The sequence below is a fragment of the Gordonia sp. Z-3 genome, from assembly GCF_036233855.1.
GTDB lineage: Bacteria > Actinomycetota > Actinomycetes > Mycobacteriales > Mycobacteriaceae > Gordonia > Gordonia tangerina.
The window spans coordinates 326217-346100 of record NZ_JAZARS010000002.1 but is presented as its reverse complement, the minus strand read 5'-3'; the positions used below and the strand labels follow the sequence as shown (position 1 = coordinate 346100).

Sequence of the window (19884 nt, the reverse complement as noted above, 5' to 3'; positions counted from 1 at the left end):
CGTCAGGGAACGTACCGGTTGACGCGGTGGTCGTGGCCGGGCGATTGTTGCCCGGTGATCGACAACTCTGCGGGCCCGCCACTGGCCGGGATCACCGTCATCGCCCTGGAACAGGCGGTGGCCGCACCGCTGGCCACCCGCCACCTCGCCGATCTCGGAGCGCGGGTGATCAAGATCGAGCGGGTCGGCGAGGGCGACTTCGCCCGGGACTACGACGACGCCGTGCACGGTCTGGCGTCGCACTTCGTATGGCTGAACCGCGGCAAGGAGTCGATGGAGCTGGATCTGAAGACCGATGCCGGACGTGATGTGCTCCGACGGTTGATCGCGCGCGCCGACGTGTTCCTGCAGAATCTCGCGCCCGGGGCGGCGGCGCGGCTCGGATTCGGTGCGGAGGACTTACGTCGGAACAATCCCGGTCTGGTGGTGGTCGACATGTCCGGGTACGGCGACGCCGGACCGTACCGCGAGCGCAAGGCCTACGACATGCTCGTACAGGCCGAGACCGGGTTGATCTCGGTGACCGGTTCTGCCGACGAGGCCGCGAAGACCGGGGTCCCGACCTCCGACATCGCGGCCGGTATGTACGCGCTGACCTCGGTGCTCAGCGCCCTGCTCCGGCGTGCGACCACCGGCGCGGGCGCCGCGGTGGCGGTGTCGATGTTCGACGCGACGGTCGAATGGATGGGTCATCCGCTGTACATGCGGCTCTACGGTGACCGTCAGATCCCGCGTTCGGGGGTCGGCCATGCCGCGATCGTGCCGTATGACCGCTACCCGACACGTGACGGGGAGATCCTCATCGGCGTGCAGAACGACCGTGGTTGGCGGGTGCTGATCGACGACGTCTTGGGCCGCCCGGAGTTGGCCGACGATCCGCGTTATGCCACCAACATCGAGCGGGTCCGGCGGCGCGGCGAGGTCGACGACCTCGTCGCCGCCGAAACCAAGAGATTCACCACGGCCGAGCTCGACGAGGCCCTCGCGTCGGCCGGGGTACCGGCCGCCGAGATCCGCGAGCTCGACGGCGTCGTCGCGCATCCGCAGCTCGCTGAACGCGACCGATGGCGCGAGGTCGGTACCGAGGCCGGCCCGATACGTGCGGTACTGCCGCCGATGACCTTCGCCGACGTCGAGCTCCCGATGGGTGATGTGCCCGCGCTGGGCCAACACACCCAAGCCATCCTCGCGGAGCTCGAGGAGAACCACCGGTAACCCGACCGGACATCGCGGCCGGCACGGAGGCCGACGGAACGCAGTTTCGCGGCCTCCGTGGGTCGAGTTGCTTGGGTTACTTGCGAGGGGTGTCGGCGCCGAGGGCGCGGGCGGGGCCGGTGGTGTAGTGCTCGCCGTCGAAGGCGGCGGGCAGGCCGGCGGCGAGGAAGGTGCCGATGCCGGGTTGATCCAGTGCGCTGAACATCGGATTGGTGCTCAGGTCGCCGTCGGCGACCACCTCGTCGAAGGTGCGGTAGCGCTGTGACAGCACCGACGACTTCTCCAGCGCCGCTGCCACGTCCGCTGTCGACCGGGCGGCAAACCAGGGGGCGATCAGCCCGTTGAGCACGGTGCGGTGCGTGAACCGGTCGTCCTCGCGGCCGAAGTCGGCGCCGAGTGCCTTCTCCACGGCGGCCACCGCATCACCGACTCCGGTGAGCTCCAGCAGGTCGCGGAAGTGTCGAGGTGTCAGCGCGACGATCATGAATCGGCCACCGTCTGCGGTGGCGAAATCGGTTCCGTACGTGCCGTACACGTCGTTTCCGGTGCCGGAGCGGCCGTGGCCGTTGACCTGCGGCTCGGTCAGATATCCCAGCGCGCTCGCGATCGACAGCGCGGTGTCCTCGAGCGGCAGCGTGATCTGTGCCCCGACGCCGGACTGTTCCCGACGCCGCACCGCGGACGAAATGGCCAGCGCCGCATACAGCCCGCAGGCCACATCCCAGGCCGGGAGCGCATGGTTGACCGGATCCGCATGGGAGGTAGGGCCTGTGATCTGCGGGAATCCGAGGCCCGCGTTGACCGTGTAGTCGACGCCCGGGGTGCCGTCGGTGCGGCCGAGGATCTCCAGGGTGATGACATCGGGCCGCAGCGCCGAGAGGGTCTCGTGACTCATCCAGGATCGTCCGGCCTGATTGGTCAGCAGGATTCCGCCGCCGGGCTCCGAGTCGGCGACCATCCGCTGCACCATTCTCTGTCCGTCGTCGCTGCGCAGATCGGCGGTCACCGATCGTTTGCCCTTGTTGAGGCCGGTCCAGTAGATCGACTTGCCGTCTGCCGTCACCGGCCACCGATGGACGTCTGCCGCACCACCGATCGGGTCGACCCGGGTGACGTCGGCACCCAACTGCGACAACGTGAGTCCGGCCAGTGGGGAGGCGATGAAACTCGACACCTCGACGACGTGCAGACCGGCGAGGGGAGGGGCGGGGTTGGTCATGTGTGGGCTCCCCTGATCAGGCCATCAAGGCGCGAAAGCGCCAGTCGAGTACGGGACGTCGGGTTCCGTCGGGTTCCTCGGCCACCACCGTCGAGCGCAGTCCGAGGATGCCGCCGCCGGTGTCGAGTGTGGTGGCGGTCTCGACGTGTAGGTCGCTTGTGAGGGTGTCGCCCTCGTGCACCGGGCCGGTGTGATCGCACCCTTCCCAGTCCAGCACGGTCAGGAGGTTGGGTAGGGCTCGAGTGGCTTGGGCCAGCGCGAGGCCGATCGTGTGGCCGCCGTACACCAGTCGCCCCTGCTGCCCGACGCGGGCGTCATGGTGGGTGGCCGCGATGTTGAGGGTGAGTCGCGCGAGTTCGGGGGCGCTGGACACCACGTCCCCGCTTGAGGTGAAGACGGTGTCGCGCAGGTCTGGGGAGAAGTGCTGTCCGGGCAGAGAGTTTCGGTACTCGGACAGATCCCAGTCGGGCAGCACGGGTTCCGACGACGTGTCACCGATGTCGGCGAGGTCGTCGGCGGCGGGTGTGCGGTCGGGTTTCGGGCCGGCGCTCAGCGGCAACATCGCGCATCGGTGGAAGTCCAGCACGCGTCGACCTTGTTGATCGGTGGTGACGATGTGCAGTGCGGCCAGCCCGGTCGGTGCCCGCCCCGGCTTGGCCGAGTTCTCCCGCAGTCCGACGACCTCGGTCGTGGTGGCGAGTGTGTCGCCGACGTGCGGGTACCGGAGAAATCGGAGTCCGCGATAGAACAGGTTGGCCTTGACGTGATGGGTGGCGAGAGTGGACTGGCCGATGGCCAGGTCGCAGACCAGCCCGGGGTGGGCGACCGGTGCTGCCACGCCCGTCACGCGCCGGGCCAACTCCGTGTCGAGCGACAACCGCATTCGATCGCCCAGGATGGCCTGATGTGCGGCGGCCATTCCGTCGGTGATGGTGACCGAGGGCGCGTCGTCGAACCGTCGGCCGACGGCGAGGTCGTCGAAGTACGGCCCGCCCACGGCGACGACCCGGGTCATGCCGGACCCGCCTTGGCCAGCACACGCCGCGCCGAGACGGCCAGTGCCTCGTCGAGCATCCGGCCGTCGAGTTTCGCGGCTCCGTCGCCACGGGCGGCTGCCTCCTCGAGTGCCGCGAGTACGCGCCGTGCATCCTCGACGGACTCCGGATCGGGAGTGAAAATAGTTGTTGCCGAATCGATTTGGGAGGGATGGATGACCCATGTGCCGTCGAAGCCGAGGTCCCGGACCCAGGTCTTGGCGTTTCGGAATGCGTCGTCGTCGGCGATGGTCAGATGCGGCCCGTCGACCACGGACACGCCTGCCGCCCTGGCCGCGACGAGGACGCTCTCCTGGATCGGATGCCACACCGATGGGGGTGCCGACGGCCAGCGACCCAGTGCCGCACCGAGGTCGGCGTAGCCGATGATGATCGCGGCCAGTCGGTCGGTGGCCGCGCACAGGTGCGCGACATCGCGGATGCCGGTGGGGGTCTCGACGAGGATCTGGAGCGCGGCGGGGGAGTCGCCGAGTAGTCGGTCTGCCTCCGTGAGGTGCTCGGGCGACTCGGCTTTCGGTACCACGGCGGCACTCAGGCCCCCGCCCATCGCCGCGCACGCCGCGAGGTCGTCGGTGAACCACTCGGTGTCGAAGGCGTTGACCCGGATGGACACCGGTCGCTGCGCTCCGAATTCGGCGACCAGGGCGGCGGCGGCCGTTCGGGCTGATTCCTTGTTCTCCGGGGTGACGGCGTCCTCGAGGTCCAGTACGACCTCATCGGCGGTTGACGCGAGCGCCTTGCGGGCCTTTCGGTCGTCGGAGGCGGGTGCGACGAGCACTGCTCGTCGTCGAACGGTCTGCATCGGCGAGCCTCGATCCGCTGGTCTCGATCGGCCGGGGTGCCATTGCGATGGCAAAATGTGCGGCCAAATATGGTCCTCTGACTCTTACCAGACGTGCCCATAACTTGGGAAGTGCGCCTCGAGTCTTGACAGGGACATGTCCCACGGTGAATATGGCCGTACAAATTGGTTTTCTAACACGTGGGATTGGCGAGGTAGGTTATGGGTGGCTTGAACGCCGAGGAGTCGTTCCTGGTCGATACGGTGCGCGCGTTCATCGACCGCGACGTCAAGCCGACCGTGCAGGACGTGGAGCACGCGAACGAGTATCCGGAGCGCTGGATCGAGCAGATGAAGCAGATCGGCATCTACGGTCTGGCGGTGCCTGAGGAGTACGGCGGTTCGCCGGTGTCGATGCCGTGTTATGCGCAGGTCACCCAGGAATTGGCGCGCGGCTGGATGAGTCTGGCCGGGGCGATGGGCGGGCACACCGTGGTGGCCAAGTTGCTGACGCTGTTCGGTACCGAGGAACAGAAGCAGAACTACCTGCCCCGTCTGGCCACCGGCGAGATGCGGGCGACGATGGCGTTGACCGAACCGGGCGGGGGCTCGGATCTGCAAAACATGTCGACCGTGGCCAAGGCCGAAGGTGACGATCTGGTGATCTCCGGGTCGAAGACGTGGATCTCCAACGCCCGCCGTTCTGGACTGATCGCGTTGCTGTGCAAGACCGATCCGGCCGCCGAGCCCCGCCACCGCGGGATCTCGATCGTGTTGTGCGAGCACGGCCCCGGGCTGACGGTCTCGCGTGACCTACCGAAGCTCGGATACAAGGGCGTGGAGACCTGCGAGCTGTCCTTCGACGGCTACCGTGTGCCCGCCTCGGCAATCCTCGGCACGACGCCGGGCAAGGGCTTCGGGCAGATGATGAAGGGCTTGGAGACCGGACGCATCCAGGTCGCGTGTCGCGCCCTGGGTGTGGCGACCGCGGCGCTCGAGGACTCGTTGACCTATGCGCAGCAGCGGGAGTCGTTCGGTCGGCCGATCTGGAAACACCAGTCCATCGGCAACTATCTGGCCGACATGGCGACCAAACTGACCGCTGCGCGGCAACTGACCTGGCATGCCGCCGAACAGTACGACAAGGGTGAACGCTGCGACATGGAGGCGGGGATGGCCAAGCTCTACGCCTCCGAGATGGCCATGGAGATCGCCCTCAACGCGGTTCGGATTCACGGTGGCTACGGCTATTCCACCGAGTTCGACGTCGAACGGTACTTCCGGGACGCACCGCTGATGATCGTCGGTGAGGGCACCAACGAGATCCAGCGCAACGTGATCGCCGCCCAACTCGTTTCCCGGGGCGGCATCTGAGGGCCGATAGGATCAGCTCGATGAGCTCACGTGGTCTCGCCGAACCGGCCTACCGGGCGCTCGCCGCGACGTTGCGCGCGCAGATCGCCGAGGGACGCTATCGCGGCGGGGTGCGTCTGCCCACCGAGTCCGAACTCTCCGACGAATTCGGGTTGAGCCGGCAGACCGTCCGGCGCGCGTTCCAGGACCTGGTGGCCGAGGGGTCGGTGTATCGGGTGCCCGGCCGGGGCACCTTCGCCACCGAGGGGGCCGGGCGTTATCTTCGCCAACTCGGTTCCATCGAGGATCTGATGAACCTGTCGGCCGACACCACGATGGAAGTGGTGTCGGCGCCGCGTCGTCAGGTGGATCTGGACGCGGCCGGGCGGCTGCGTCTCGACACCGATCTGGTCCACCGGTTGACGTTTCGGCGATTTCACGACGGTGTGCCATTCGTGTCGACCACCGTGTGGTGGCCGGAATCGGTGGGACGGTTGGTGGCCGATCGCGACGAACTCGCCCACGGTGCCACCAGTACTCACACCATGATCGGGCTGTTGGAGCCGCATTTGCCGCATCCGATCACCGAGGCGGCGCAGTCGATCACGGTGGCGTCGGCCGATGCTGCGGTGGCCGAACAGGTGCAGTGCGCCGAGGGGCATGCGATGTTGCGGGTCGATCGGCTCTACACCGACGCGGCCGGCAACGCGGTAGAACTCGCGATCAGCCATTTCCTCCCCGAGCACTACACGTATCGGGTCACCCTCCGCCGCGGGGCCCGGTGACGCGCGACTCGAACCTCCCGTGCCACGGTCGGCCGGTGCCGTGAGCGTTCCAGGCGAATCTGCCCGCAGAACCGCCATGCGACCTCATTAGGATGAGGCCTCATGAGCAGGACGCCATCGGACCGGGGCCGTGACACGCTGACGCGCGTCGCCGCCGGTGTCGTGGTGCCGGTGGTCGCGGTGGCCGCCCACGGGCTCGGTGCCGGCGCGCTCCCCTCGACCGGAGGCATGCTGCTCACCGCTGCCATCGGTGTCCTCACCACGCTGGCCATGGGCGATCTGCGACGTCGATCGACGCTGATGGCGACGCTGTCGGCGGTCATCGCGCTCACCGCGGCGCAGTTGGCTGCGCACGTGGCGATGTCGGTCGGGCATCCGGCGATGCACATCGACCAGCACGCCCTGCTCCCGATGACGGTGACGCACGCAATCGCCATCCCGGTCAGTGCGCTGCTCATCGTCGTGGCGGCCGGCCTACTCGCCGCGCTGACCTCGACAATTCGCGCGATCACCGTCATATCGGTCATCGCATCCCACACTGTTGCGGCGATCAGTCGCGAGATGTTCCGGTCGGGTGGCGCGCTGGTCATCGGTGGCTGCGGCGTACGAGCCCCGCCCGGTAGGTCCTGATTCCTCGACATCGATGCCTGGCAGCGTTTCGGCTCGCCGGGCATACCCCTTCGCCGGCATCGGCCGGCGCGAGCACCGGGGCGCTGAGGTGCCCGCACAGACAGGACTTCTCACCATGAACAACCGCATGATCCGATGCCTCGCGGCACCCGCCGCAGCCTTGTCCATCGCCGCCGCCGGCACGCTGGCCGGTGCCGGCGCGGCCGCAGCCCACGTGTCGGCCACCGCGCCCACCCTCACCCAGGGCGGCTACGGCGTGGTGACACTCGTGGTTCCCAACGAATCCGAGACCGCCGCCACCACCACACTCACCGTTACCCTGCCGAACCTGAAGTCCGCCCGACCCGAGGTGATGTCGGGCTGGCGGTCCACGGTGACCAAGGACCCGTCCACCGAGGAGGTCACCTCGATCACCTGGTCCGCGCTGCCGGGCACCCCCGGGGTCCCCGTCGGAGAGTTCGCGCAGTTCCGTATCTCGGGCGGACCGTTCCCGGAGGAGGACAGCATCGCCCTGCCCGCAACCCAGACCTACGGCGACGGCGAGGAGGTCTCGTGGTCGGAGCCGATGGGCGCCGATGGTGCGGAACCCGACCACCCCGCGCCGGTGCTGACGTTGCCGGTCGCCGATGGCGACGGTGGCCACCACGGCACGGGTTCGGCGTCCGACGAGACCACTGCCGAGGCCGCCGACTCGTCCACCGATGACACCGCACGGTGGCTCGGCGGCATCGGACTGATCGTCGGTGCGCTCGGTGCGGTCTTCGGCGTGGCCGCCTTGACCCGCGCCGGCCGCGCTGCCAAGTCGTCCGGCACCGGTGAGAGCGGCTCCGATGATGCGTAGCAGTCGGATGATCACCACTGCCGTCGCAGTCGTGGCGGGGGTGTTGTGCTCCGCCCTGTTCGGCGTCGTCACCGCGCCCGAGGCGCACGCCCATTCGCAGGTGGTCTCATCGGACCCCGACGACGGAGCCCGGGTGGAGTCGAGTCCGGCGCGGGCCACCGTAACCTTCAACGAGCCGCTCCAGGAAGCCTTTGCGGTGCTGACCGTGGTGGGCCCGGACGGCAATTACTGGCAGGACGGCGACGCCGTCGTCGACGGCCCACGGCTCAGTGTCGGCTTGCGTGAACTGGGGCCAACCGGTACCTACACGCTCAACTATCGGGTGACCTCGGCCGACGGACATCCCGTCGACGGACAGCGCAGCTTCGAGCTGACCGTCGCCGGGTCCGGGACGCCTGGACCGGTCGCCGACACCGCGGCCGACTCCGGCGACGACGGTCCACCGCTGTGGCCGTTCATCGTCGTGGCAGTGCTGGTGCTCGTCGGTGGACTCGGCGTGGTCGTCGTACTGGCGCGGCGGTCGGGCCGGTCGGTATGACGGTGCGATGAACACGACGGCGGGACGCCGCGGGCCTGTGCATCAGCGGCAGCGGGCGGCGGCCATCGCCGCGGCGTCGGCCGCGATGTTTGTCGGTCTCGGCGGATGCTGGCTGCTTGCGGCTCCCGCCGGCCCGGCCGCGACGTCATTGCCCAACACGGTCGCGCTGGCGGCCGCGGTGCTCCTCGTGGGTCTCGGTTCGCTCCCGGTTCTCGGGCTCGTGCCGTCGCCGGTGGCGGTGGGTGTGGCCGGTGCGGCCTGGTTCGTCGGGGTCGCGGTGGCGGCCTGGCTGCGAACCGCCGATCAGTCGGGTCGGGCACCGACCGCCGTGGGGCTAGGTCAGTTCGTCGACACGCTGCGGGCCGGGGCCCCCGAGATGGTCACTCTGGTCGCCTCGTGTCTGGTGGTCGGGCTGGTGTGTGTGGAGCTCACCGGCCGCGCGGCACCACCTGCAGCTTCCTATGCGCTGCTGGCCGGCGTCGGAGTGCTCGCGACGTCGATCACCGGCCACCCTGGCCAACACGCGATCGGGCCGATCCTGGTCGGTGCGCATGCGCTTGCCGCCGCCTGGTGGTGCGGCACCCTGGCCGCGATGGTGCTCGTCGTCCGCGGGCGCCGGGGCTGGGCCTCGGCGTTGCCGGAGTTCTCTTCCCGCGCACTGTGGGCGGTCGCGGGGATCGCGACGACGGGGCTGATCAGCGCTGCGCTGCAGATCGGCCTCGGCGACCTGCTCGACACCGGTTATGGTCGCGTCCTGCTGGCCAAGGCGGTAGGCCTGGTGATCCTCATCGGGCTGGGCGTGTACGCGCGGCGCCGTTGGGTTCCCGGCGTCGACCGGCATCAGCTCAGCGAGGCCACCTCGTTGCGTTTGGCGACAGTGGAACTCGCGGTGATGGGTGTGGTGCTCGGGCTGGCCGTGGGCCTCGCGGGCACCGCACCCTGAGCGGGTTGCCGTATCTGTCGATGCGCTCGGTGTTCGACGGTTCAGCGCGGCTGGTCCCACACGGTCAGCAGTTCGGTGATGATCTCCACGGAGAGGCCGAGAGCGCCGAGGTGGCTCTCGCCGTGCATGGTGAACAACTTGGCATCGGGGAGCATGGCCACCATGTGTTCGCCGTGTGCGTGGGGGATGATGTGGTCGCGGTCGCCGTGCCACCAACGCACCGGCACGGTCACCTCGGACACGCGGAAGCCCCAGTCCCGGGAGAACACCACGATGTCGGCAAACGGCGCCTCCATCCGACGGGAGCCGCCGTGCAATAGGTCGTCGAGGAACATCGCGCGGAATTCCGGCCGCGACAACAACTCTCGATCCCCTTCCGGGGACAATCGGCCATAGATCGCGATCGCCGGGTCGGCGATCGGACGGGCGACGCCGAGTACCGAGCTGACCACCTTGCCGATCGGCGCGCCGGCAACACCGAGCACCGGCGCCGCCGCGCGCCCGAGTCGCATGGCGCCGCCGGGCGCGGAATCGGGACCGACGGTGGGGGCGACCCCACCGAGGACACCTGCGGCGACGACCCGGTCGGGGAAGGTGTGCGCGACACCGAGGGCATACGGGCCACCGCCGGACAGACCGATGACCGCGAACTCCTCGATACCGAGTGCGTCGGCGACGATCTCGAGGTCCAACGCGAACTCGGCCACGTTGCGGTACCGGTACGGCGTCGACGAACCGACCCCGGGCCGGTCGAGGCCGACGATGCGCAGTCCGTGCTGCGCGGCGAACGCCCTCGCCTCGGTCGGGATCTGTCGTCGTGCGCCCGGAGTGCCGTGTAGCCAGAACAGTGCGCGTCCGGTGGCCGAACCGAACTCGGCGAACCCGATACGACGCTGTCCGTCGTCTCCGACGGTCACTGACCCCTCGATCTTGGGGCGGTCGATGTCCATCATGCCCTCGAGCATCCCACGTTCGCGTGTGTTGTGGATCACGCGGCCTGCTCTTCGCTGCCGATTCGAGAGCCGCCGAGGTTCCGCCTGAACCGATTGTTCACCCGAAACCGCGCCCGCCGCGGCCCGGATCGCGAAGACTGGAAGCGTCCGGGGGATCCGTTGAGACGACAGGTGGTGTGAGATGTCAGATCAGAAGTTCACAGCGGCGGTGGTCACCGCGTTCGGCGATCCGCTCGAAGTCACCGAACTCGACCTCCCCGAACCGGGCCCCGGCCAGGCGCTGGTGAAACTGGAGACCTCAGGGGTCTGCCACACCGACCTGCACGCCGCACACGGCGACTGGCCGGTCAAGCCGTCACCACCGTTCGTGCCCGGGCACGAGGGTTACGGGACGGTGGTTGCCCTCGGCCCCGGCGTCACCGAATTGATGGTGGGCGACAAGGTCGGCAACGCGTGGCTGTGGTCGGCATGCGGGAGCTGCGAGTATTGCCGGACAGGCTGGGAGACGCTGTGCGAGAAGCAGAGCAACGGTGGTTACTCGGTGAACGGGTCCTTCGGGACGCACATGCTCGTCGACGAGCGATTCGCCGCGCGGATCCCGGATGGGGTCGACCCGGTGGAGGTCGCCCCGATCCTGTGCGCCGGGGTCACCGTCTACAAGGGGCTCAAGGTGTCCGACACCAAACCCGGGCAGTGGGTGGTGATCTCCGGAATCGGCGGACTCGGTCACGTTGCCGTGCAGTACGCGAAGGCGATGGGCATGCGGGTGGCGGCCGTGGACATCGCCGACGACAAGCTGGACCTCGCCCGCCACCTCGGCGCCGAGGTGACCGTGAACGCCGCGAAGACCACTGATGTGGCGGTCGCGGTGCAAGAACAGACCGGTGGCGCCCACGGCGTGCTCGTCACCGCAGTCCATCCGCAGGCATTCGGTCAGGCCATCGGCATGGCCCGGCGCGGCGGAACCATCGTGTTCGTCGGCCTGCCGCCGGGCGATTTCCCCGCGCCGATCTTCGACGTGGTGCTCAAAGGACTCACCATCCGGGGCTCGATCGTGGGTACCCGGCAGGACATGACCGAGGCGCTCGACTTCTACGCACGCGGGCTGATCAAGCCGACCGTCGCGACGATGCGACTCGACGAGATCAACGAGGTCTTCGGGCGGATGGAGAAGGGTGCGATCGAGGGTCGGATGGTCATCGACTATCGGTGAGCGTCCGCTGAGGTGAGCACAGCAGATTCTCAACCGAAAGCGCGTAGCGTCGAGTCCATGAGTTCTCAGTTCGTCCGCGGCGTGGGTCGGGCATTCGGTCATGTGCTGCGGCCGTATCCGGCGCGCGACGTCCCGTCCGGGACGATGGTCGAGCTCCCGGACCGGGGCCCGGTGTTCGTCACCGACTCCGGACCGCGCGATGCACCCGCGGTGTTTCTGCTGCACTCGGTGCTGACCACCGGGCTGCTCTGCTGGTATCCGGTCATCCCGGAGCTGAACAAGCGATACCGGGTGATCACGATGGATCAGCGCTGGCACGGCCGCGGCATCCGATCCGACCGGTTCGATCTGCGCGACTGCGCCGACGACGTCGCGGCCCTCGCCGACGAACTCGGCATCGAGAGGTTCACCGCCGCCGGTTTCTCCATGGGTGGCGGTATCGCCCAACTGGTCTGGCGACGCCATCGCCGGCGGGTCTCGGGATTGGTGTTGTGCTCGACGGGCCCGTACTTCAGCACCAACGACCCGGACCTGCGCGCCCAATCGCATCGCACCGGACGACTGATGACCGGTATGTACCGGGCACTCCCGAAACCACGGCTCAACCGGCTCGACGATCCCGTCGGTCACACCTCGGTGTGGGCGCTGCGGCAGTTCTTCTCCACCCCGCTGTCGCACCTGGGCCACTTCGGGGAGGGCTTGGGTGGCTTCGACTCCCGCGGCTGGCTGGCCGAGATCGATGTCCCGACGTCGGTGGTCGTCTCGGTGCGTGACCGTGTCGTGGAGCCTGCGCGCCAGCAACTGCTGATAGACGGCATCCCGGCGGCTCGCCGTTTCGAGGTCGACGGCGGGCACGCGTGCTGTGTGTTGGGCGCGCAGTTCTTCATCCCGCCGTTCGTCGACGCGGTCGATGCGGTGCAGGACGCCGGTGCGCCGGTACCCCCGACGCCGGAGGATGCCTCGCTCAGTCCACGATGACCACGTGCAGGGTCCGCGGGCCGTGGACGCCTTCCACCCGGTCCAGCTCGATGTCGCTGGTCGCGCTGGGGCCGCTGACCCAGGTCTGCGGGCGGCTCTGCGCACCGATCCCGATGAGGTGAGCGACCGCTTCCGGGACGTCGCTGACCACCTGGTCGGCATCCACGATGCACACGTGCACATCCGGCACAAGCGACAAGGCCCGCCGGCCCTGTCCGGAGCTGTGGTCGAGCACGATGGTGCCGGTGTTGGCGATTCCGACCGCGGCGGTCGTCACCACGGCTCCGGCGCGGTCCAGTTCGCGGGGCGACAGCTGATCGTCGTCGAGCCAGTCGAGCGTGGGGAGGTCGAGGCGGCGGCGCACCGTGTCGTCGGCCAAGATCGGGCCACCCACCCCCGACAGGGCCGCGCTGACGGCGGCCGCCAACTCGTGCTCTGCGACGCGTTCGACGGCAGCGCGATAGTCGGCGACGCGCTCGGCGAAACGGTCGACCACCGGAAGGTCGCCGGTGTCGACGATCTCACCGTAGGACCAGTCCACCCGCGTCTCGGCGGGATCGGGATCGGTGACGTCGGCGAGCGCGGCTCTGACCCGGCTGAGGATTTCCTCGCGGGCGTTCACTGGGCGGCCCCGGGCTCATCGGCCTTCTCGGACCGTTCGCGCTTCCACCACTGTCGGAAGGATTCGGCCGGCGGGACCGGGATGTCGCGGGCCGAACTCCATCCCGCGAGCGGACCGGGCAGCGCGCCGATGCTCGCGCGGCGGCCCAGCAGGCGGTTGCCCACCGTCGCCGCCCGCTGTGCGGCCTCGAGTCGGCGATGACTCCCGAACATCCACGCCATCGCCTTCATCGCCCCCGTCTCGGGGGTAGGCATGCCGCCCCGATGTTCGTCGACGACGCGGGTGCGCAGATGTACCAACAGTTCTGGGATGGGGATGGCGACCGGGCACACATCCGAGCATGCGTCGCAGAGGCTCGACGCGAAGGGCAATGAGGCGTCGACGGCCGAACCGGTGCCGCGCAGTTGCGGGGTGAGGATCGCGCCGATCGGGCCGGGATACACCGAACCGTAGGCGTGCCCACCGGTTCGCTCGTACACCGGGCAGACGTTGAGGCACGCCGAGCAGCGTATGCACCGCAACGCATCGCGACCCACTTCGTCGGCGAGAACGGTGCTGCGATTGTTGTCGAGCAACACGATGTGCACGTTGCGGGGCCCGTCGCCGGGGGTGACCCCTGTCCACACCGACGTGTACGGGTTCTCCCGCTCGCCGGTGCTCGAGCGGGGCAACACCTGTAGAAAGACCTCGAGATCTGCCCAGGTCGGTAGCAGCTTTTCGATACCCACCACGGAGATCACCGTCTCGGGCAAGGTCAGGCACATCCGGCCGTTGCCCTCGGACTCCACCACGACGAGGCTACCGGTGTCGGCTATCGCGAAGTTGGCGCCGCTGATCCCGACCTTCGCCCGAAGGAACTTCTCCCGTAGGTGAAGCCGAGCGGCCTCGGCCAGCCGGCGTGGCTCATCGGTGAGGTCGTCGGGAGCGGGCCGTCCCACCTGACCCATGCGATGCCGGAATATCTCCCGGACCTCACTTCGATTACGGTGGATCGCGGGCACGAGGATGTGACTGGGCCAGTCGTCGCCGAGTTGCACGATCAGCTCCGCGAGATCGGTTTCCCAGGCGTCGATTCCGGCATCGGCGAGTGCTTCGTTGAGCTCGATCTCCTGGGTGGCCATCGATTTCACCTTCACCACCTCGTCGGCTTCGGCCGCGCGCACGAGGTCGATGATGATGCGGTTGGCCTCCTCGGCGTCACGAGCCCAGTGCACCACCGCGCCGGCGGCAGTGGCGTTTGCCTCGAACCGCATCAGATGTTGATCGAGATGTCGCAGGGTCCGGTCCTTGATGGCTGCTGCGGCGGCGCGCAATTGCTCCCAGTTGTCCAGCTCGGCGACGACCTCGGCACGTTTGGTTCGGATGATCCCCGTCGCGTGGGCGAGGTTGCGCCGCTGGGTGGCGTCTGCCAACGCCGAACGCGCCGCGTCCGGGAACGTCGGCATGCCGACGAACTGGGTGGTCACCCCGACATGGGGATGACCGCCGGTCGTCGACTGGGCGCTCACACCGGCTCCCGCTCGGTGGCGGCCAGGATCTCGGCCAGATGCATCGTGCGGATGCCCGACCGTTCTCGGTTCAGTAGTCCGCCGATGTGTGCCAGGCAGGAGTTGTCACCGGCGACGACCACCTCGGCGCCGGAGCGTTTCACATTGCTGCACTTGTCCGATCCCATCGAGACCGAGACGTCGGCGTTTTTCATCGCGAACGTGCCCCCGAAGCCGCAGCAGTGCTCGGCCTCGGGCAATTCGACGAGGTCGATGCCGCGAACCTCCCGCAGCAGTCGCAACGGCTTGTCCCCGACGCGCAGCATCCGCAGGGAGTGGCACGTCGGGTGATAGGTGACCCGATGCGGGAAATAAGCTCCGACGTCTACTGTTCCGAGCACGTCGATGAGGAACTCGCTGAGCTCATACACCTTTGGTGCGATGGTGTCGACGGCCGAGCGCAGTGTGTGATCGTCGGCCCGGTCGGCGATCAGGCGGTGCTGGTGGCGCACCGAGCCGACGCAGGAACCCGAGGGGGCCACCACGGCGTCGTACGCGGCGAACACATCGACGAAGCGGCGGACACCGGGGATCGCCTCGTCGGCATAGCCGGTGTTGGTGAACATCTGCCCACAACAGGTTTGCTCGAGAGGGAACTCCACATCGACACCGAGGCGTTCGAGCAGCAGCACCGTGGCCTTCGGGGTGCCCGGCCACATCGTGTCGTTGAAGCAGGTGGCGAACAGGGCGACCCTCATTCTGCGATCATCCCTCACCCGGTGGACGAGCGCAGCCCGATGGCCGAATGTGCGCCGGACCCCACACGTCCGGTCTACGTGCATTTGGCTGTTTGTGGCGAAAAATGTAGGGCAGTCGTTTACCATGCGAGAGCACCGAATTGGTCATCCTCAGCACGGCGTCAGTCGCGAGCAGTCCCCGACGCGCCGGAATACAAGGCGGTTTCACCTTGCGTACCAACGGCTCTCATGTTTCCGTCAGATCGCAGACCAGTCAATCAGGTGAGGGTGGTTCGAGGAAGCGATATCGCTTGGCTGCTCCGCTGATCGCCGCGTTGGCCGTGGTGCTGGCCGGCAGCATCACGGTCCCGGCCTTTGGTGTGCCCGGCGACTCGGTGGGCGGGGCGGTGAACCCGTCGACCGGCAACGGCGCCGGGTGGGCGGTCACCGCTGCGATGTCGGGGTCGCCATCGCAGGCCGCGCGGGTGGTGGGTCGCGCGACCACGTCGCCCAACGGATCCTTTGTCGTGCCGGTGTCCGCGAGTCCGGGACCGGGTGCCGTGCTGTATCTGACTGCGAAGGCGCCGGGGCAGGGCAACCGGCCGACCTTCGCCACCGTGCTGCCGGCCGGCCATTCTGGACGGGTGGTGCTCAACGAGCGCACCACGGTGGCGACCGGTGTGGCGATGGCGCAGTTCCTCGGCACGGCGGGCATCACCGGTCGCGCGCCGGGCGTGGTCAATGCCGCGTCGATGGTGCCGAACCTGGTCGATGTCGCGACCGGCCGGCTGGGCCGGGTGATCACCAGTTCACCCAACGGCGGACAGACCTCGACACTTGCCACCTTCACCTCGATGACCAACATGCTCGCCGCCTGCGTCGCGGCGACATCGGGTTGTGACGCCCTGCGTGCTGCAGCGACCACCCCGGGTTGGCCGGTGCCGCCGGACAGCTTGCGGGCGTTCGCCTCGATCACCCGCAACCCGGGCAACAAGGCACTGGAGCTGTTCGCCCTGGCCAAAACCCGGCCGGTGTTCGGGCCGGGTGTCGCCCTGCCGCCCACGTCCTGGACGTTGGCGCTGCGCTTCGACGGTGGCGGCGGCCTGATCGACGGTCCCGGCAACTTCGCCATCGATCCGGAGGGCAACCTGTGGGTCAACAACAACTACGTCTACAACTCGGACCGGCGGGTTCCCGTGTGTGCCAGCGACATGCTGTTCAAGTTCGGACCTGACGGCGCGATGGTCGACGGATCACCGTACCGGGGCGGTGGTCTTTCGGGGTCAGGTTTCGGTGTCACGCTCGGCCCGTCGGGCAACGTGTGGGCCAGCAACTACGGATTCGCCGCACCCGGGTGCCCCGATCAGCCACCGCACAACTCGGTGTCCGAGTTCACTCCACAGGGGCAGCCGATCTCGCCGTCCACCGGGTACACGCAGGGACGCCTGGACTGGCCGCAGGGCATGACCTTCGACCGGCGCGGCAGTCTCTGGATGGCCAACTGTGGGTCGGGCACGGTCACGGTGTACCCCGATGGTGACCGGTCCCGCGCACGCACCATCGACGCCGGACTGAAGCAGGCATTCGGTGTGGTCGACAACGGCAGGCATGTCTTCGTAAGCGGTATGGAGAGCAACAATGTCGCGGTGTTGGATTACACGGGTAAGCCCGTGCGGCCCCCGTTGACCGGGATGTTCCAGAAGCCTATGGGGGTGGCGGCCGACAAGGCCGGGAACGTGTGGGTGGCCAACTCGGGGGCGGTGACCCTGCCGTGCCCCGAGCGGCCCAGCACACCGTCCACGATCGGCTCGGTCAGCTTGATCAGCCCGGACGGACAGCCGGTGGCCGGACCGTTCTACGGTGGCGGCGCGACTCTGCCGTGGGGAATCGCGACCGATGGTGACGGCAATGTGTGGGTCGCCAACTTCGGTGGCAAACGGCTGTCACATTTCTGCGGCGTCAACACCCGGACCTGCCCGCCCGGCAAGAGGACCGGAGCGCCGATCTCGCCGGAGATCACCGGCTATGCCTTCGACGGACTTGTCCGCAATACCGGTGTGGCGGTGGATCAGTCGGGCAATGTGTGGGTCGCCAACAACTGGGACGAGGTGCCCATCCAGAGCAACCCGGGTGGCCACCACATCGTCGCCTTCCTGGGAATGGCTGCGCCGGTTCAGCACTAGTTTCCGCAGGGCACGGGATGATCGCTGTCACCGGTCTCATCCTTGCCTCATGGTGTGCGTCGGGCAGATGGAGTCATACAACGTCGCGATCGAAGCACTGACGATCAGACCGATGTAGCAGGGGACGGGCTTGACCGTAGCCCGGGGTCGGCGCCTGCCCGTGGCCCGGTGGCGGTGACCACTGGCCGGATCGGGAACGTAGCCGACGTCGGCCGACAACGATGGTGCCCCCACCAGGGCTCGAACCTGGGACCTGCGGATTAAAAGTCCGTAGCTCTACCAACTGAGCTATAGGGGCGTGCCCTGCGGGCAGGGCGACGACGAGTTTACAGGCATCGTCGACGGCACCGTCGTCGGGTTAGTCGTCGGCGCCGCTCATCGCCGCCGACCGTCGACAATGCCGGCTTCCGGGAGGACTGTGCGCATCGCCGCACTCAACTCGGTGGCAGTGGACACCACAACCAGCGTGTCGATCGGGCTATATGTGGCGTCGAGCCAGGTCACGTCGCAGCTGATCGCCAGTGCTTGCTCGGGGTCGATCGCGATGCCCCCGATCTCGGTCAGGGCGGCGAAGATCGTCTGCTCGGCTGCGTGGCCGGATTCGTGCACCACGATCGCCTCCGGGCCGATGTCCACCCGTATCCCCGACCTGTCGACGTAAGTGGTCCCGGCGACTCGGCGACCTCCGTCCACCGGAGGCGCATCGTCGGCGTCGAGGTCGGCCGTGGCGATCGGGAGCAGGTGTCGTGCGACGAAACTTCGGATCGATGCGTCGTCGAACGGTGCCGTCCGACCGTTCGTCGACGGGTCGACCGGGCGCACGAAGAGTTGTTCCCCCATCTCTCTTGCCTATCATGAATGCCGGATCGTTTTCAGCGAAGGGTGGCCACTCGGGGGACGCGAAGACGTGGCTTCCACACGACCGCTGTGATGGCGTGGAAACAGCGTCCGACCTCCCGATTTGTGAATTGTCGAGAGAGTGTCCTAAGCTGAGTCGGCTCCCAACGGAGACCTCCTCACGGAGAACCGGCCCCCTTCGTCTAGCGGCCTAGGACGCCGCCCTTTCAAGGCGGTAGCGCGGGTTCGAATCCCGTAGGGGGTACGCTTGCTCGGATCCTTCGCGGGGGTCGGAGAGAGTGCAACACAACAGAACATGGCCCTGTGGCGCAGTTGGTTAGCGCGCCGCCCTGTCACGGCGGAGGTCGCGGGTTCGAGTCCCGTCAGGGTCGCAAGTCTCTTGCGATAGGCATTCGGTTCGGGTGCCGTCCGGCCAGGTAGCTCAGTTGGTACGAGCGTCCGCCTGAAAAGCGGAAGGTCGCCGGTTCGATCCCGGCCCTGGCCACGTCACAACCCCCGGAAATCACTCCGGGGTTTTGTGTTGTCAGGGGTCGCGTTCGCGGCAACCGCTCCGGAGGGCTCACCCAACAACTCGGCTCGCCGCGCGTCCGCGATCGCGCGGATGGCGTCGACCACCACGGCGACTTCCGGGCGCCGGGCCGATTCGGTCCGCGTCACCAGCCAGTAGGTCAGTTCGGCTCCGACAGTGGGTAGCACGCGGACCAGATCGTCGTGCCGGTCGGCCATGAAGCACGGCAGCAGTCCGATGCCGGCGTGCGCGCGGGTGGCTTCGACGTGCACGAACACGTTCGTCGACGTCACAGATTCGGGCATCTGGGGGACCAGGGTCCGGGCCAGATCCAGATCGTCCACCTGCAGCATTGCGTCGACGAAGTAGATCAGCGGGTGAGCAGTGAGATCCTCGGGGCCGGTGGGTGTCTGGTGTTCGGTGAGATAGCCGCGCGAGGCGTAGAGACCGAGGCGGTAGTCGGCGAGACGTATCGCCTCGGCGCGGTGCACATGCGGCTCGCCGACGACGACTTCGATGTCGAGGCCGGTGCGGTGCTGCGACGCGAGTCGGGTGGCGGTGACGATCTCCACGCTCACTGCCGGATGATGCCGCCGCACCGACACTGCGGCGGGTGTGGCGAGGTAGGCGGAGAACCCGTCGGTGGCCGACATCCGGACCACGCCACTCAGGCTCGGCGATCCATCGATGTCGGCCTCGAGTGCCCGCAGGGCAGTTTCGATGCGCTCGGCGACGGCGAACGCCTGCCGACCGAGATCGGTCAATTCCCAGCCTCCCGCGCCGCGGGCGAGTGCTCGGCCGCCCATCGTGCGTTCGAGGGATTCGATCCGACGCGCGACGGTGGTGTGGTTCAGGCCGAGCGTGTCCGCGGCAGAGGTGTAGCGCCCGCTGCGACCCACGGCGAGAAGAACCAGCAGGTCGTCCGGGCTCGGCAAGTCAGCAGGCATATCTGCATTTTTGCAGATACCCATCGCCGATCTGGTCA

The 19884-nt window shown here is 68.0% G+C and carries 19 protein-coding genes and 4 tRNA genes; 13 read left to right on the top strand and 10 right to left on the bottom strand.

Features of this window, described 5'->3' with window-relative positions:
* Positions 1–57 precede the first annotated feature (57 nt).
* A complete protein-coding gene (locus tag VX037_RS03600; protein ID WP_235725801.1) occupies positions 58–1215 on the top strand; it encodes a CaiB/BaiF CoA transferase family protein in 1158 nt (385 codons plus the stop codon).
* A gap of 76 nt (positions 1216–1291) precedes the next feature.
* On the opposite strand, the gene VX037_RS03595 is transcribed toward VX037_RS03600, so the two are convergent.
* From VX037_RS03595 to VX037_RS03585, 3 genes are read right to left on the bottom strand one after another with little or no spacing between them, the layout of a single operon-like run.
* On the bottom strand, positions 1292–2434 hold the full coding sequence (locus VX037_RS03595) for a CoA transferase (RefSeq protein WP_328713224.1): 1143 nt from the start codon (positions 2432–2434) through the stop codon (positions 1292–1294).
* Between the two features lie 16 nt (positions 2435–2450).
* Positions 2451–3449, bottom strand: a complete 999-nt coding sequence (locus VX037_RS03590; protein ID WP_235725753.1) for a MaoC family dehydratase — start codon at positions 3447–3449, stop codon at positions 2451–2453.
* A complete protein-coding gene (locus tag VX037_RS03585; RefSeq protein WP_328713222.1) occupies positions 3446–4291 on the bottom strand; it encodes an HpcH/HpaI aldolase/citrate lyase family protein in 846 nt (281 codons plus the stop codon). The genes VX037_RS03590 and VX037_RS03585 overlap by 4 nt, the downstream gene beginning before the upstream one ends.
* 201 nt (positions 4292–4492) lie before the next feature.
* Between VX037_RS03585 and VX037_RS03580 the strand changes: the two genes are divergently transcribed.
* The 6 genes from VX037_RS03580 to VX037_RS03555 all read left to right on the top strand — a co-directional run bounded on the left by VX037_RS03580 (position 4493) and on the right by VX037_RS03555 (position 9360).
* On the top strand, positions 4493–5644 hold the full coding sequence (locus VX037_RS03580; RefSeq protein WP_235725757.1) for an acyl-CoA dehydrogenase family protein: 1152 nt from the start codon (positions 4493–4495) through the stop codon (positions 5642–5644).
* A gap of 20 nt (positions 5645–5664) precedes the next feature.
* A complete protein-coding gene (locus VX037_RS03575; RefSeq protein ID WP_235725758.1) occupies positions 5665–6408 on the top strand; it encodes a GntR family transcriptional regulator in 744 nt (247 codons plus the stop codon).
* 102 nt (positions 6409–6510) lie between these two features.
* A complete protein-coding gene (locus VX037_RS03570; RefSeq protein WP_235725759.1) occupies positions 6511–7038 on the top strand; it encodes a YtxH domain-containing protein in 528 nt (175 codons plus the stop codon).
* A gap of 115 nt (positions 7039–7153) precedes the next feature.
* The gene (locus VX037_RS03565) at positions 7154–7879 is read left to right on the top strand and encodes a DUF1775 domain-containing protein (RefSeq protein ID WP_235725760.1); all 726 of its coding nucleotides are present in this window, start codon (positions 7154–7156) and stop codon (positions 7877–7879) included.
* A gap of 7 nt (positions 7880–7886) precedes the next feature.
* Positions 7887–8417: a copper resistance CopC family protein gene (locus VX037_RS03560; RefSeq protein WP_328713220.1), complete on the top strand. Its 531-nt coding sequence runs from the start codon at positions 7887–7889 to the stop codon at positions 8415–8417.
* Between the two features lie 7 nt (positions 8418–8424).
* Positions 8425–9360: a copper resistance D family protein gene (locus tag VX037_RS03555; RefSeq protein ID WP_235725763.1), complete on the top strand. Its 936-nt coding sequence runs from the start codon at positions 8425–8427 to the stop codon at positions 9358–9360.
* A 41-nt stretch (positions 9361–9401) separates the two neighbouring features.
* Here the strand turns inward: VX037_RS03555 and VX037_RS03550 are convergent, their stop codons facing one another.
* Complete coding sequence (locus VX037_RS03550) at positions 9402–10313, bottom strand: alpha/beta fold hydrolase (protein ID WP_235725802.1); 912 nt, start codon at positions 10311–10313, stop codon at positions 9402–9404.
* 181 nt (positions 10314–10494) lie between these two features.
* On the opposite strand from VX037_RS03550, the gene adhP reads away from it, so the two are divergent.
* Positions 10495–11526 carry an alcohol dehydrogenase AdhP gene (adhP, locus tag VX037_RS03545; protein ID WP_235725766.1) on the top strand — a complete coding sequence of 344 codons (1032 nt, stop codon included), beginning with the start codon at positions 10495–10497 and terminating at the stop codon, positions 11524–11526.
* A 57-nt stretch (positions 11527–11583) separates the two neighbouring features.
* Positions 11584–12504, top strand: a complete 921-nt coding sequence (locus VX037_RS03540; RefSeq protein WP_287016283.1) for an alpha/beta fold hydrolase — start codon at positions 11584–11586, stop codon at positions 12502–12504.
* Here VX037_RS03540 and VX037_RS03535 read toward each other — a convergent pair.
* The 3 genes from VX037_RS03535 to VX037_RS03525 are packed head-to-tail and all read right to left on the bottom strand — an operon-like array spanning position 12491 to position 15371.
* A complete protein-coding gene (locus tag VX037_RS03535) occupies positions 12491–13126 on the bottom strand; it encodes a LutC/YkgG family protein (RefSeq protein WP_287016284.1) in 636 nt (211 codons plus the stop codon). The genes VX037_RS03540 and VX037_RS03535 overlap by 14 nt on opposite strands.
* Positions 13123–14571 carry a LutB/LldF family L-lactate oxidation iron-sulfur protein gene (locus VX037_RS03530; RefSeq protein WP_287016341.1) on the bottom strand — a complete coding sequence of 483 codons (1449 nt, stop codon included), beginning with the start codon at positions 14569–14571 and terminating at the stop codon, positions 13123–13125. The genes VX037_RS03535 and VX037_RS03530 overlap by 4 nt, the downstream gene beginning before the upstream one ends.
* Positions 14572–14630: 59 nt before the next feature.
* Complete coding sequence (locus tag VX037_RS03525; RefSeq protein WP_235725770.1) at positions 14631–15371, bottom strand: (Fe-S)-binding protein; 741 nt, start codon at positions 15369–15371, stop codon at positions 14631–14633.
* 290 nt (positions 15372–15661) lie between these two features.
* Between VX037_RS03525 and VX037_RS03520 the strand changes: the two genes are divergently transcribed.
* The gene (locus tag VX037_RS03520) at positions 15662–17533 is read left to right on the top strand and encodes an NHL repeat-containing protein (RefSeq protein ID WP_328713218.1); all 1872 of its coding nucleotides are present in this window, start codon (positions 15662–15664) and stop codon (positions 17531–17533) included.
* A 222-nt stretch (positions 17534–17755) separates the two neighbouring features.
* Here the strand turns inward: VX037_RS03520 and VX037_RS03515 are convergent.
* A tRNA-Lys gene (locus VX037_RS03515) sits at positions 17756–17831 on the bottom strand.
* A gap of 77 nt (positions 17832–17908) precedes the next feature.
* Entirely contained in the window at positions 17909–18373 is a 465-nt protein-coding gene (locus tag VX037_RS03510; RefSeq protein ID WP_235725787.1) for a hypothetical protein, read from the bottom strand.
* A gap of 189 nt (positions 18374–18562) precedes the next feature.
* Here VX037_RS03510 and VX037_RS03505 point away from each other — a divergent pair.
* The 3 genes from VX037_RS03505 (at position 18563) to VX037_RS03495 (ending at position 18875) form a co-directional block, all read left to right on the top strand.
* Positions 18563–18635: transfer RNA gene (locus VX037_RS03505), tRNA-Glu, on the top strand.
* Between the two features lie 53 nt (positions 18636–18688).
* Positions 18689–18762: transfer RNA gene (locus VX037_RS03500), tRNA-Asp, on the top strand.
* A gap of 39 nt (positions 18763–18801) precedes the next feature.
* Positions 18802–18875, top strand: a tRNA-Phe gene (locus tag VX037_RS03495).
* Positions 18876–18877: 2 nt separating this feature from the next.
* Here VX037_RS03495 and VX037_RS03490 read toward each other — a convergent pair.
* Complete coding sequence (locus tag VX037_RS03490) at positions 18878–19846, bottom strand: LysR family transcriptional regulator (RefSeq protein ID WP_328713216.1); 969 nt, start codon at positions 19844–19846, stop codon at positions 18878–18880.
* Positions 19847–19884: the final 38 nt, after the last annotated feature.